This is a genomic window from Pseudonocardia sp. T1-2H (assembly GCF_038039215.1).
In the GTDB taxonomy this organism is placed as follows: Bacteria; Actinomycetota; Actinomycetes; order Mycobacteriales; family Pseudonocardiaceae; genus Pseudonocardia.
The window spans coordinates 5288850-5301969 of sequence record NZ_JBBPCL010000001.1; the positions used below are offsets into that span (position 1 = coordinate 5288850).

A 13120-nucleotide genomic window follows, 5' to 3' on the forward strand; every position below is an offset into this window, starting at 1 on the left:
CGGGGTCTGCTGACCGTGGGCTGGAGCGAGGAGTCGGACGGCGGCGAGGAGCCCCGGCGGCGGACGACGGCCCAGACCGTGCGGCTGCTGGGCAACATCGTCGACCAGGGGCTGTCCAGCCTCACCAACCTGCTCGTCTCGCTCTTCGCCGCCCATCTGCTCGGGCTCGAGTCGTTCGGCGTCGTGAGCGTGGCCATGACCACCTACTTCGTGTGCGTCGGGATCGGCCGGGCCGTGGTGGGCGACCCGCTGCTGCTGACCAGGGCCGATGCGGCGCAGGACGTCGTCGGCCGAGCCGTTTCGGCCGCGTTCGCCCTGGGGGTCCTGTTCACCCTCTGCTCCTGGGTCGCGTGGTCCGTTGCGGGCGGGAGCGCGCTGATGGGCGCCCTCCTGGTGCTCGGCGCGGGGCTGCCGTTCCTCCTGCTCCAGGACATCGCCCGCTACATCGCGTTCTGGCGGGGGTCGCCCTGGCTGGCGGCGGCGAACGACCTGCTCTGGCTCGTGGGGGCGCTCGCGTCCCTGGCCCTGCTCCCCCGGGCGGCCACCTCGGCCTCCACGGTGCTCGCCTGCTGGGTCGTGTCGGGCGGGGTCGCGGGGCTGGTGTTCGCGGTGCGGCTGCGGTGGCGGCCGAGCATCCGGGCCGCAGCGGAGTGGCTCCGCGGGAACCGCACGATGATCCTGCCCATGCTCGGCGACTACGGCCTGATCGCGCTGCTGCAGCAGGGCGTCGTCTACCTCATCACCGCCGTGGCCGGCCTGCGCGCCACCGCCGCCTTCCGGGGCGCGCTGGTGGCCCTCGGCCCGGTCAACGTCCTCACGGCCGGGGTCTCGGTGTTCCTGGTGCAGCTCGCACGGCGCACCCAGGACACGACCCCCACGGCGTTCCCGGGCCGGATGCTGCGGCTCTCGGCCCTGATGGCGGCAGCCGTCCTGGTGCTGTGCCTCGCGGTGTACTTCATGCCGGCGCAGCTGGGGGAACTCCTGCTGGACGAGGTGTGGGCCGAGAGCCGTCCGCTCATCCTGCCGCTGGCGTTCGTCTTCGCGACGGCGGCGTTCAACTTCGGCGCGACGACCGGGCTGCGCGTCATCGGGCAGGCGGCCCGGTCGTTCCGGGTCCGCGCGATCGCGGCCCCGCTGATGCTCGTGGTCGTCGCGGTGGCGTGCTACCAGGGTGGGGTCATGGCCGCGGTGGTGGCGCAGGCCGTGGCCGGCGGGGTGGCGACGCTGCTGTGGTGGCGGACGTTCCTGGTGGCGCACCGCCGGTCCCTGCGCGGGTGACGGTCCCCGTCCGCGGGCGTCGTCAGAGCCGGTCCACCGCGGGCCCGCGGAGCCGGTTGCGGGTGTCCAGCACGTGCTCGGGCACGCTGCCGAGCAGCTCCCAGTCCAGCTCGTCGTGGTCGGTCAGCACGACGACGAGATCCGCGGCCGCGACCTGCTCCGCGTCGCACGGGACCAGCTCGACGCCCTCGGGCACGTCGGCCGCCGTCAGGAACGGGTCGACGGCGTGCAGGTCGGCGCCCAGAGCCTGCAGCCGCCGCGCGACGAGGATCGCGGGGGACGATCGGACGTCGCCGGAGTTGCGCTTGTACGTCAGCCCCGCCAGCAGGATCCGGCTGCCGTTCACCGCGAGCCGCCGGCGGTTGAGGTGTTCGGCGACGCGCGCGACGACGTAGCCGGGCATGTTGTCGTTGACGTCGTTCGCGATCTCGACGAACCGGAAGGTCCGGCCCAGCGCCCGGCGCACCTGCCAGGACAGGTACGAGGGGTCGATCGGCAGGCAGTGCCCGCCCACGCCGGGGCCCGGGGTGAAGCGCATGAAGCCGAAGGGCTTCGTGGCGGCCATGTCGATCACCGACCAGACGTCGATGCCGAGCTCGTGGCAGTAGATCGCCAGCTCGTTGACCAGCGCGATGTTCACGTGCCGGAAGGTGTTCTCGAGCAGCTTCGCGAGCTCGGCCTCGCGCACGGAGCCGGCGAGCACGGTCTCGTCGACGAGCAGGTCGTAGAACGCCCGCACGGCCCGGACCGAGGCCTCGTCGACCCCTGAGACGATCTTGGGCGTGTTCACCAGCCCGAACCGGGGGTTCGTCGGGTCGATGCGTTCGGGGCTGTAGCCGAGGTGGAAGTCCGGCCCCGCACGCAGGCCGGAACCCGCCTCCAGGATCGGGGCGAACACCTCCTCCGTCGTGCCCGGGTAGGTCGTGGACTCGAGCACCACGCAGCAGCCCGGGGTGACGTGCGGTGCGAGCAGCCGCGCGGCACTCTCGATGTGCCCCAGGTCCGGCGCGCCGTCGCGCAGCGGGGTCGGCACGCAGACCACGGCCGTGGAGAACCCGGCCAGCTCGGCCGCGTCGTCGCCCGCCCGGAACCGGCCGTCGGCGATCACCGTGCGCAGGTCCGCGTCGGTGACGTCGTCGACGAAGCTCTCCCCGCGCCGGAGCTTGTCGACCCGGTCCTTGTCGAGGTCGAAGCCCAGGACCCGGCGGCCCACCCGGGCCGCCCGCAGGGCGACCGGAAGGCCGACGTACCCCTGCCCGACCACGACGACGTCGGGGCCTTCGGCTGTTGCGGGTTCGGGCACGGTGACTCCCTCGTGCCGGCGCGGGGCCGGCGGTCAGCAGAACCAGCGGTAGAGCAGGGCGCCTGCCTGTTCGGTGATCGGGTCCGGCACCGAGGCGTCGGTGAGCAGCCGGGTGAGCTCGGCCAGGGTCGCCCCGAACGCGGCGTTCCCGGGGTCCGGCTCCCCCGCGCGCAGGGTGAGCAGGCTCCGCTCGGCGGAGGCCCACTTCCGTTTGAAGGCCACCAGGCCCGGCTGGTCGAGGTCGCTGAGCCCCCAGTCGACGAGTTCGAGCCCGCGCCCGAGGCCGTGGCCGAGGCCCGCCCAGTAGACGGCGTCGTTGGGCCGGGCCGCGAGGTGCTCGTGCCGGGAGGCGCCGAACTTGTAGTAGAGGACGCCGTCCCACTCCAGGAACAGCGCGCCGGCCACCGCTTCGCCGTCGACCAGGGCCAGCGCGGTGACCAGGTGGTCGTCCGGCGCGAACTCGGCCCAGATCCGCTCGAAGAAGGCGAGCGGCGGGGCGAGCATGCGGTACTTGTCCTTGCGCAGCCGCACGTGCAGGCCGTGGAAGGTGCGGACCGCGCCGAGATCGCTCCGCAGCTCGACGACGACGCCCGAGCGCCCCGCCTTGGCGACGGCGCGCCGGGCCGAGGGGTCGAGCCGCGCGAACAGCTCCTCCGGCGAGGTGTCCAGCCGGGTGCCGTGCCACGCCGCCCGTCCGGTGGTGCGCAGCCGCGGATCGGCCTCCGCGGACGAGCCGTCGAGACAGCGCAGGGCGAACGGGGGCGCGCCGGGTGCGGCGAGGCCGGAGGCGTCGAGCAGGTTCGCCCACGTCGCCTCGTCGGCGCACAGCGGGTCCGCGCGGTCCGAGAACGGCAGGCTGGAGGTCCGCGCGCCCCGGGGGTCGTCGAGCGGGACCCACGTCAGACCGCCGACCGGCGAACCCCCGCCGTCGCGCGCCACCACCGCGTGGGGCGTGAAGCCGTAGGCCCCGCAGACGGCCCGGAGCCACGGCGGTGAGGTGAAGAGGCTCCCCGGACCGGTGCGGACCAACCGTTCCCAGGCCGGGTCGGTCCGCGGGTCGACCTCCACCGTCTCCCGCACCGGGAGCCGGGGCCCGGGGGTGGTGCGCAACACGGTCATGTCCGCAGCTCGAAGGCCCGGACCGTCGAGACCCGGCGTACCGCCGTGGCCAGGGTGGCGAGCAGGTCCTCGACACCGAGGCCGCCGACCTCCCGGTGCAGGGCCAGCCCGCGCCCGTCGAGCTCGCGGGCCAGCTGGCGCTGGTGGTCGTCCCCCGCCTCGCCCAGCCGCGCCTCGCGCGGCACCACCACGGCGAACCGGCCGGCCTCGAGGCTGGCCAGCGCGGATCCCGTCCCGGCGTGGCTCACGACGACGTCCGCGCGGGCGAGCGCCGCCGCCAGGTCCGCCGCCGGGAGGAACGGGACGGCGTCGAGCCGCAGGTCCTCCACGGGCGTGCCACCGGTCTGCCACAGCACCTCGACCCGCCGGCCCGCCGCGCGTTCGAGCTCGCCACCCCGGCCGAGCAGCGCGGCCAGCCGGACGAACAGCCTGCGGAAGGGGAACTCGTGTGCCGTGCCGACCGTGACCACCACCCGCAGCGGCGTCCCGGCCGCCCGTTCGCGGTGGCAGGAGGCCGCCTCGTAGGCGTCGAACCCGTTGCCGCCGTAGTGCCAGTGGGCGTCGGCCCAGCCGCGGTGCTGGGTGTAGGTGTGCACCCGCGGCACCCGGCGGAGCAGCCGGCCGGTGAGCGAGGGCCCGCCCACGCGGGCGGCGCTCTCGATGTAGTGACACTCCACGCCGTGGGCCGCGAGGTAGGGCAGGAACCCCAGGGCGATGCCGGAGCCGGTCGACACCACCCGCGTGACGTCCCGCCGGCGCAGCAGGTCCCGGGCGACGGGGACGCAGCGCAGGACGCCGGGGACGTCGCGCACCCCGACGTAGGGCAGGTAGACGACCTCCCGGCCGTCGAGCAGCGAGCGGCTCTGCTCGTTGGCGTGCGTCACCCAGAAGCTGTCCGGGTCCTCCGGGATGCGCTCGGCGAGGGCGACCAGCTGGGTCAGGTGGCCCCCGGTCGTGGCGAGGAACAGCGTGCTCATCGGGCCCCGTTCCCGCCCAGCAGGGCCGGCACGGTCCGGACGAGGATGACCAGGTCCACCCAGAGCGAGCGGCGCCGGACGTACTCGAGGTCGAGGCGGAGCATGTCCAGCGTGCCGAGCCGGCTGCGCCCGCTCACCTGCCACAGCCCGGTGAGCCCGGGACGCACGCCGAAGCGGGGCAGGAACTCCTCGGGGAACAGCTGGGCCTCCCACTCCAGGCACGGCCGGGGCCCGACCAGCGCCATGTCGCCGCGGACCACGTTGAGCAGCTGGGGCAGCTCGTCCAGGCTGGAGCGGCGCAGGAAGCTGCCGAACGCGGTGACCCGCGAGTCGCCCGCGAGCTTGGAGCTGCCGTCGACGACCGTGTCCTCGCCGCGGAGCTCGCGGCCGATCAGGTCCCGCAGCCCGCCGTCGTCGACGCCCACCGACATCGTCCGGAACTTGAGCATGGTGAAGGGGCGGCCGCCCCGCCCGACCCGCCGCTGGCGGAACAACGCGGGCCCGCGGCTCTCCAGCCGGATCGCGGCCACGATGAGCAGCATCAGGACGCCCAGCAGGATCAGGAGCACGAGGGCGATCAGGACGTCGAGGACCCGCGCGAAGCGCCCGGTCGCGATCGGGGTCATCGGGGCCTCCCCGCCCGCACACCTCGCGCGGCGCCGATCGCGAACCGGGCCCAGCGGCGCAGCCGCGGCACTCGTCCCGCCACTCTGGACACCATCCGGTAACCGACGGTGAGCTTGAACCGGAACAGCGGCAGCGGGTCCCCGCGGCGGACGTAGACCCGGTCCACCCCGAACGGGCCCGCCTCGCGGGCCACGGCGAACGCCACCTCGAAACCCGCGTCGGCGACGGCGCGGCGGGAGTCGGCGTCGTGGGTGCCGAAGGGGTAGGCGAAGGAGCGGGCGTCGACGCCCGTCACGCTGCGCAGCAGGGACCGCGCGTCCGCGGTCTGCGCCCGGAGGACCTCGGGCCCGACCGCGGCGAGGCGGGTGTGGTCGAGTCCGTGGACGCCCAGTTCCATGCCCTGCGCGGGCAGGGCCGCGATCCGTTCGGCACCCGCCAGCGGCTCGTCGGGGTAGTGCTCGGACCAGCGCGCCCGGTCGCCGAGCAGCGCGGGGCAGACGAACAGCACGGACGGCACGCCCGCCTCGGCGAGCATCGGGGCCGCGACGTCCACGACGGACTCGTGTCCGTCGTCGATCGTCAGCAGGAACGAGCGGCGCGGGGTCGGCGCGCCGGCGACCGCCGCGAGGTAGCCGTCGAGGTCGAGCGGCCGCCAGCCGCGGGAGCGCAGGTCCGCGAGCTGGGCGGCGAACTCGTCCCGGCCGACGAAGAGCCGTTCCGGGTCGCCGGTGGCCGGGGGCTCGCCGAAGAAGTGGTACATGAGCACCGGCGGGGTGGCCGGGACCGTGAGCCCGCGCAGCGAGCGCGCCCGCTCCCGCAGCGCGCTCACGCGGCACCGCCGAGCGCCGGGACCGACGCGAGCACCGCGCACACCCGTTCGACCTGTTCCGCGGTGAGGGTGGGCGACATGGGGAGCGAGAGGACCCGCCGGGCCGCCGCGTCGGCGACCGGCAGGGGCACGGGGGGACGGCCGTCCCGCAGGAACGCGGGCTGCCGCTGGCAGGGAACCGGGTAGTGCAGGCCCCAGCCGATGCCCGCCTCGGTGAGGGCCCGGGTCGTCACCGCCCGGTCCTCGACCTGCACGACCGCCAGATGGTGTACCGGGTCGGCGGCGGGCCGGACGGCGAGGGGCACGCATCCGGGCGGCAGGGCGGCGCGGTAGTGCGCCATCGCCGCCACCCGGGCCGCGTTGGCGGCGTCGAGCCCGCGCAGCTTCACCCGGAGGACCGCCGCCTGCAGACCGTCGAGCCGGCTGTTGCGCCCGGACACCACGTGCAGGTGCCGGTCGTCGTCGGACCGCCCGTGGTCCGCCGCCCGGCGGACGCGGGCGGCGAGCGCGTCGTCCCCGGTGACGACCGCGCCGCCGTCGCCGAGGGCACCCAGGTTCTTGCCGGGATAGAAGCTGAACGCGGCGGCGACGCCGACCGAGCCGGCCCGCCGCCCGGACAGGCGCGCCCCGTGCGCCTGTGCCGCGTCCTCCACGAGCGCGAGGCCGTACCGGTCGGTCACCCGCGCGAGCGCCTCCAGATCGGCCATCTGCCCGTACAGGTGGACCGCGACGACGGCCACGGTGCGGGGCCCGATCGCGGCCTCGACCGCCGCCGGGTCGAGCAGCAGCGTGTCCGCGTCGACATCGACGAAGCGCGGCACCGCCCCCACCCCGACGACCGCCTCGGCGGTCGCGACGAACGTGGCCGCGGGGACCACGACCTCGTCACCGGGGCCGACCCCGAGCGCCTCCAGCACCAGCTCGAGAGCGTCCGTCCCGTTCCCGACACCGACACAGTTCGCCGCCTCGCAGTATGCGGCGAACTCGGCCTCGAACGCGGCGACCTCCGGCCCGCCGACGAACCGACCGCTGCCCAGCGTGCGGTGCCAGGCCTCGTCGAGCTCGGCTCGCATCCGGGCCGACGCCGCGAGGTCGGACCCGAGGTCGAGGAAGGGGACCGTCGCCGCCGGGGCCGTCACCAGTCCGCCCGCGGACGGGGCACGACCTGGCGCTCCTGGGGCGGCACCCGCCGGAGCCCCGGCCCGCCCATCCGGTCGGGGCCGCCGGGCACCACGCCCCGCTCGTCCCCGACCCAGGTGGCACGGCCCGACGCCAGGGCGCGGTCCGTCGCCTCGAGCACCCGGACGACATCGAGGCCGCGCCGGCCCGGGGTCTCCGGCACCGCCTCACCCCGGACGCACTGCACGAAGTGCTGGTCCTCGATCATCAGCGGCTCACCGAACGGGAGGTACGGCGAGGTGATGTCCCCGGTGCGGTAGCTCACCGGCATGTTCCCGGTCGACGGTTCGGCGTCGGCCACGTCGGGATCGACGCCGATGTCGTAGATGCGGATCCGCTCCTTGTCGGAGAGGTCGTCGTAGACCACCATCTGCCGTTCCCCGACGATCGTGGTCCGGCGCACTTTGTCCGGGTTCAACCAACTCACGTGAATGAATGTGTGGGTGTCCGGGAAATCCAGTCGTAGATACGCGACGTCCGGATGTCCGCGCCCGACGTTGCGCCACGCCCAGACGGCCGTGGAGATCGGCATCGCGTCCAGGACGTAGGAGGCGATGGAGATGTCGTGGGGCGCGAGGTCCCAGATGACGTTCACGTCACGCTGGTAGAGCCCGAGGTTGAGCCGGGCGGCGTCGATGTAGAGGATCCGGCCGAGCACCCCGGACCGGACGATGTCGCGCAGGCGGCGGACCGCCGGGTTGTACTCGAACGTGTGTCCGACCATCAACGTCAGCCCCGCCGCCTCGGCGGCGTCGACGAGCGTCTCGGCGTCGACCACGGACGTGGCCAGCGGTTTCTCCACGAGCACGTGCAGGCCGGCGGCGAGTGCCTCGGCCGCCAGGGCGTAATGGGTCGACGGAGGCGTCGCGATGATCACCGCGTCGAGGTCGTCGGCCACCGCGGCGAGGCGGCGCGCGGTCCGCACCGTCGGGTGATGGGAGACGGCGTCCGCCAGCCGGTCGAGGTCCGGATCCACCACGGTCACGTCGACACCGGGCACCGTTCCCAGCACCCGGACGTGTTTGCTTCCCCAGTAACCGAACCCGATCACTGCGATACGCGAAAACGTTTTCGCGCTCATACACCCACCCCCGCAGGTGATTGCCAGTCCGTCCTTCATGTGGCGCGCCGCTCCGCCCCCGCGAAGTGGCCGACTCGTCCGGTCCATGAACAGGATCGAAACAGCGGTGATCGGAGTTACAGCTCCAGGATGTCTTTCTGGTAATCCGCCCAAATAGCGGCCGAATGCAGATGATGTTCGTCCGATCGTTCTAGAACCACGACCCCGGACCCGGCCGCGGACGCCACCGGACGTCTGGCACCGTGCAGAGGGTGACGCCTTCCGCCGACGCACCCGCGGGCCTGCCCCTGACCGGGGAACGGACCGTTCCGGGGATCCCCGAGGAGAACTACTGGTTCCGCCGGCACGAGGCGGTCTACGCCGCGCTCGCGCCCCGCTGCGCCGGCGCGACCGTCCTGGAGGCCGGATGCGGCGAGGGTTACGGGGCGGACCTGCTCGCCCGGGTCGCGCGCCGGGTCGTCGCGCTGGACTACGACGTCGCGACGGCCGCGCACGTCGTCCGCCGCTATCCCGAGGTGGCGGTGGCGAGGGCGAACCTGGTGGCGCTGCCCCTGGCCACCCGGAGCCTCGACGCGGTGGTCTCCCTGCAGGTGATCGAACACCTGTGGGACCAGCCGGGCTTCCTGCGGGAGTGCCTCCGGGTGCTCCGCCCCGGTGGCACGCTCGTGGTCTCGACCCCGAACCGGATCACCTTCTCCCCCGGCCTGGACACGCCGCTCAACCCGTTCCACACGCGCGAGCTGGACCCCCGCGAGCTGGCCGGCCTGGTCCGCGAGGCCGGGTTCGACGCCGTCGAGGTGCGGGGGCTGCACCACGGGCCGCGGCTGCGCGAGCTCGACGTGCGGCACGGCTCCCTGGTGCAGGCGCAGGTCGCGGTCGCGCTGGGCGGCGGGGAGTGGCCCGCGGAGCTGCGCGCGGACGTCGAGGGCGTGACGACCGGGGACTTCACGCTGACCGCCGACGACCTCGACGCGAGCCTGGACCTCGTCGCGTTCGCCGTCCGCCCGTGAAGACCGTCGGGACGTTCTGCCTGGTCCTGCACAGCCACCTGCCGTGGCTCCCGCACCACGGCCGCTGGCCCGTCGGCGAGGAGTGGCTCTACCAGGCGTGGGCCCACTCCTACCTGCCGGTGACGGCGATGCTGCGGCGCCTCGCGGACGAGGGCCGCCGGGAGTTGCTGACCCTCGGCGTCACGCCCGTCCTGGCCGCGCAGCTCGACGACCCGTACGCCCTGCGCGGCGTCCACGACTGGCTCGGCGGCTGGCAGCTCCGCGCCCACGGCGCGGCGCCCCGGCTGGGCGAGCTGGCGGCCCACGAGCACCGGACGTCCGCGGCCGCCCTCACCGAGTTCGAGACGCGCTGGCGGCACGGCGGCTCGCCGGTGCTGCGGTCGCTGGCCGACTCCGGCGCGGTCGAGCTGCTCGGCGGCCCGGCCACGCACCCGTTCGGCCCCCTCCTGGACCCCCGGGTGCGCGCGTTCGGGCTCGAGGCGGGCCTCGCCGACGCCGCTCTGCGCACCGGGACGCGGCCGGCGGGCATCTGGGCCCCGGAGTGCGGCTACGCGCCCGGCATGGAGACCGGTTACGCCGCGGCCGGGGTGCGCCGGTTCCTCGTCGACGGGCCCGCGCTGCGCGGGGACACCGCGCTGGCCCGGCCGGTCGGGGACTCGGACGTCCTGTGCATCGGCCGGGACCTCGACGTCACCTACCGGGTGTGGGCGCCCCGCAGCGGCTACCCCGGGGGCAGGGACTACCGGGACTTCCACACCTACGACCACCCGTCCGGCCTCAAGCCCGCCCGGGTGACCGGCCGGAACGTCGCACCCGAGGACAAGGCGCCCTACGACCCGGGGCGGGCGGCCGCCGCCGTCGCGCGGGACGCCGCGGACTTCGTCGCGGTGGTGCGGGAGCGGCTCGCCGGCATCCGGGAACGGCTCGGCCGGCCGGGGCTCACCGTCGCCGCCTTCGACACGGAGCTGTTCGGACACTGGTGGCACGAGGGCCCGGCCTGGCTCGAGGCCGTGCTGCGGGCGCTGCCGGAGGCCGGGGTGCGGGTGACCACGCTGGCCGGGGCGGTCGACGCGGGGCTGGTCGGCGAACCCGTCGCGCTGCCGGAGTCGTCGTGGGGCTCGGGCAAGGACTGGCGGGTCTGGGCGGGGTCGCAGGTCGCCGACGTCGTGGCGCTGAACACACGGGTACAGGAGCAGCTGCTGGCGGCGCTCTCCCCGGGTCTCGTCCGGGACCCGCTGCAGGACCGCCTCGCGGACCAGGCGCTGCTCGCCCTCTCCAGCGACTGGGCCTTCATGATCAGCAAGGACTCCGCCGCCGGGTACGCGCGGGGCCGCGCCGAACGCCACGCGACGCGGGTCGCCGACCTCTCCGCCCTCCTCCTCGACGGCAAGCACACCGACGCCGCCGCCCTCGTCGAGAGCTGGGAGCACCCGGTCTTCGGCCACCTCGACGCCCGCTCCCTCGCCCCCTGACCCTCCGCGGGTCGCGGTGCCGGGCGGGCTACCCGCCGGTAACCCGGTTTGACGTGCCTGCCAGGATGCGCGGGGTGCGGGTGCTGATGGTGACGTGGGAGTACCCCCGGTGGTCGTCGGCGGGCTTGGCCGGCACGTGCACGCCCTGGCCCGCGAGCTGACGGCGGCCGGGCACGAGGTCGTCGTCCTGTCCCGGCAGCCGGCCGGCAGCGACGCCGGCACCCACCCGACCGCCGACGCCGCGGTCGACGGGATCCGGGTGCTGCGCGCCGCCGAGGACCCCGCCCACCTCGAGTTCGGCCGGGACATGGTGGCCTGGACGCTCGCGATGGGGCACGGCATGGTCCGCGCGGCGCTGACCCGGCTCGGGACCTGGCGCCCGGACGTCGTGCACGCCCACGACTGGCTCGCCGCGCACGCCGCCGTCACCCTCGCGGACGTCGCCGGCGTGCCGCTCGTCGCCACGATCCACGCGACGGAGGCCGGGCGGCACGCGGGCTGGCTGTCCGCGCCGCTCAACCGGCAGGTGCACTCCGTGGAGTGGTGGCTCGCCAACCGGGCGGACACCGTGATCACGTGCTCGGAGGCGATGCGGGGCGAGGTGGCCACGCTGTTCGACCTCGATCCCGCGCGGGTCGCCGTCGTCCACAACGGCATCGACGCCCGCGGCTGGCGGATCCGGAAGGACCGTGCGGCCGCGGTGCGCGCCGCCTACGCACCCCACGGCAACCCCCTGCTGATGTACCTGGGCCGGCTCGAGTACGAGAAGGGCGTGCAGGACCTGATCGCCGCGCTCCCCCGGATCCGACGAGACCATCCGGGCACGCGGCTGCTCGTCGCCGGCACCGGGACGCAGCGGGAGTTCCTGCTCGCCGAGGCACGGCGGCACCGGGTGCGACGCAGCGTCGACTTCCTCGGCCACCTCCCGGACCGGGACCTGTCCGGGCTGCTCGTCGCGGCCGATGCGGTGGTGCTGCCGAGCCGCTACGAGCCGTTCGGGATCGTCGCGCTGGAGGCGGCCGCCGCCGGGGCACGGATCGTCGCGTCGACAGCGGGCGGGCTGGGCGAGATCGTGGTCGACGGCGAGACGGGGCTGTCGTTCGCCCCCGCGGACGTCCCGGGGCTCGCCGCCGCGGTGGGCCGCGCCCTCGACGACCCGGCCGCGGGAGCCGTCCGCGCCCGCGCCGCCCGGGCCCGGCTCGCGCGGGACTTCGACTGGGGGCAGATCGCCGCCCGGACCGCTGAGGCCTACGCCGCGGCGCCGAACGGGGGCCCGCAGGACCTGCCCCGCCCCAAGATCCCCACGGGCAACGTCCTCGACACCCCCGCGAGTCGCGCTCCCGGGCCTACCGAGTCGGGGTGAGCGGCGGTCCGTCCGCCGCTTGAGTGGCTCAAGCGCCAGCGACGCCGCTCGAGCCACTCAAGTGGCGGGAGGCGCGCCCACAGACCCCGACTCGGGGGGTCAGGTGCGGTGGAGGCGCTCCTCGACCGCGACCCGGTGCTTGCGCGCCATGTCCGCGATCGCCGCGCGGCGTTCCGCGTCCGCCTCGTAGTCCGCGAGCCGGTTGCGGACCACCCTGGCCGGCGCCCCGACGGCGATCGAGTACTCCGGGATGTCCCCGCGCACCACGGCATGCGCACCGAGCACCGAGCCCCGGCCGACCCGGGCTCCCCGCAGCACCGTCACCTTCGCGCCGATCCACGTGTCCGGCCCGATCCGCACCGGCGACTTCACGATCCCCTGGTCCTTGATCGGCACGTGGACGTCCGCGGTGACGTGGTCGAAGTCCGTCACGTACACCCAGTCCGCGACGATCGAGGCCGCGCCGATCTCGACGTCGAGGTAGCAGTTCACCGTGTTGTCCTTGCCGAAGACGACCTTGTCCCCGATCCGCAGCGACCCCTCGTGGCAGCGCAGCGAGTTGCCGTCGCCGATGTGCACCCAGCGGCCGATCTCCAGCCGGCCGTACCCGGGCCGGGCGTGCAGCTCGACGCGGCGGCCGAGGAACACCATGCCGTTGAGGATCACGTGCGGGTTCGCGGCCCGGAACCGCAGCAGCCGCCAGTAGCGGACGAGGTACCAGGGGGTCCAGGCCCGGTGCCGCAGGACCCACCGCAGCGAGGCCAAGGTGAGGAAGCGGGCCTGCCGCGGATGGCGGCCGCCGTCCGGCCGGAGCCGTTCGCGCAGCGGCGAGCCCCACATCGTCGTCATGCCGAACGACCCTAATCGGGTGTGTGGTCGGGC

General features: G+C 74.8%; 11 protein-coding genes and 1 pseudogene. 4 read left to right on the top strand and 8 right to left on the bottom strand.

The features are described from left to right. Nucleotides 1–15: 15 nt before the first annotated feature. Nucleotides 16–1278: a hypothetical protein gene (locus tag WBK50_RS26035; RefSeq protein WP_341338127.1), complete on the top strand. Its 1263-nt coding sequence runs from the start codon at nt 16–18 to the stop codon at nt 1276–1278. Between the two features lie 22 nt (nt 1279–1300). Here WBK50_RS26035 and WBK50_RS26040 read toward each other — a convergent pair whose 3' ends face one another. The 7 genes from WBK50_RS26040 to WBK50_RS26070 all read right to left on the bottom strand — a co-directional run bounded on the left by WBK50_RS26040 (nt 1301) and on the right by WBK50_RS26070 (nt 8363). Then, complete coding sequence (locus tag WBK50_RS26040) at nt 1301–2581, bottom strand: nucleotide sugar dehydrogenase (protein WP_341338128.1); 1281 nt, start codon at nt 2579–2581, stop codon at nt 1301–1303. Nucleotides 2582–2614: 33 nt separating this feature from the next. Further along, nucleotides 2615–3700 carry a GNAT family N-acetyltransferase gene (locus WBK50_RS26045; RefSeq protein ID WP_341338129.1) on the bottom strand — a complete coding sequence of 362 codons (1086 nt, stop codon included), beginning with the start codon at nt 3698–3700 and terminating at the stop codon, nt 2615–2617. Beyond that, entirely contained in the window at nt 3697–4677 is a 981-nt protein-coding gene (locus WBK50_RS26050) for a glycosyltransferase (protein WP_341338130.1), read from the bottom strand. The genes WBK50_RS26045 and WBK50_RS26050 overlap by 4 nt, the downstream gene beginning before the upstream one ends. Continuing rightward, nucleotides 4674–5303 (bottom strand): sugar transferase, encoded by a 630-nt coding sequence (locus WBK50_RS26055; protein WP_341338131.1) that lies wholly within the window; start codon nt 5301–5303, stop codon nt 4674–4676. Before WBK50_RS26055 ends, WBK50_RS26050 begins: the two co-directional genes overlap by 4 nt. Continuing rightward, nucleotides 5300–6133: a polysaccharide deacetylase family protein gene (locus WBK50_RS26060; protein ID WP_341338132.1), complete on the bottom strand. Its 834-nt coding sequence runs from the start codon at nt 6131–6133 to the stop codon at nt 5300–5302. Before WBK50_RS26060 ends, WBK50_RS26055 begins: the two co-directional genes overlap by 4 nt. Continuing rightward, the gene (locus tag WBK50_RS26065) at nt 6130–7206 is read right to left on the bottom strand and encodes a DegT/DnrJ/EryC1/StrS family aminotransferase (RefSeq protein WP_341339502.1); all 1077 of its coding nucleotides are present in this window, start codon (nt 7204–7206) and stop codon (nt 6130–6132) included. The genes WBK50_RS26060 and WBK50_RS26065 overlap by 4 nt, the downstream gene beginning before the upstream one ends. Before the next feature lie 62 nt (nt 7207–7268). Next, nucleotides 7269–8363, bottom strand: a complete 1095-nt coding sequence (locus WBK50_RS26070) for a Gfo/Idh/MocA family protein (protein ID WP_341338133.1) — start codon at nt 8361–8363, stop codon at nt 7269–7271. Between the two features lie 281 nt (nt 8364–8644). On the opposite strand from WBK50_RS26070, the gene WBK50_RS26075 reads away from it, so the two are divergent. From WBK50_RS26075 to WBK50_RS26085, 3 genes and pseudogenes are all read left to right on the top strand, one after another. Next, nucleotides 8645–9403 carry a class I SAM-dependent methyltransferase gene (locus WBK50_RS26075; protein ID WP_341338134.1) on the top strand — a complete coding sequence of 253 codons (759 nt, stop codon included), beginning with the start codon at nt 8645–8647 and terminating at the stop codon, nt 9401–9403. Then, a complete protein-coding gene (locus tag WBK50_RS26080) occupies nt 9400–10875 on the top strand; it encodes a glycoside hydrolase family 57 protein (RefSeq protein WP_341338135.1) in 1476 nt (491 codons plus the stop codon). Before WBK50_RS26075 ends, WBK50_RS26080 begins: the two co-directional genes overlap by 4 nt. Nucleotides 10876–10949: 74 nt before the next feature. Beyond that, nucleotides 10950–12238, top strand: a pseudogene (locus WBK50_RS26085) (glycosyltransferase family 4 protein). 99 nt (nt 12239–12337) lie between these two features. Here the strand turns inward: WBK50_RS26085 and WBK50_RS26090 are convergent. Continuing rightward, entirely contained in the window at nt 12338–13087 is a 750-nt protein-coding gene (locus tag WBK50_RS26090) for an acyltransferase (protein ID WP_341338136.1), read from the bottom strand. Nucleotides 13088–13120 lie beyond the last annotated feature (33 nt).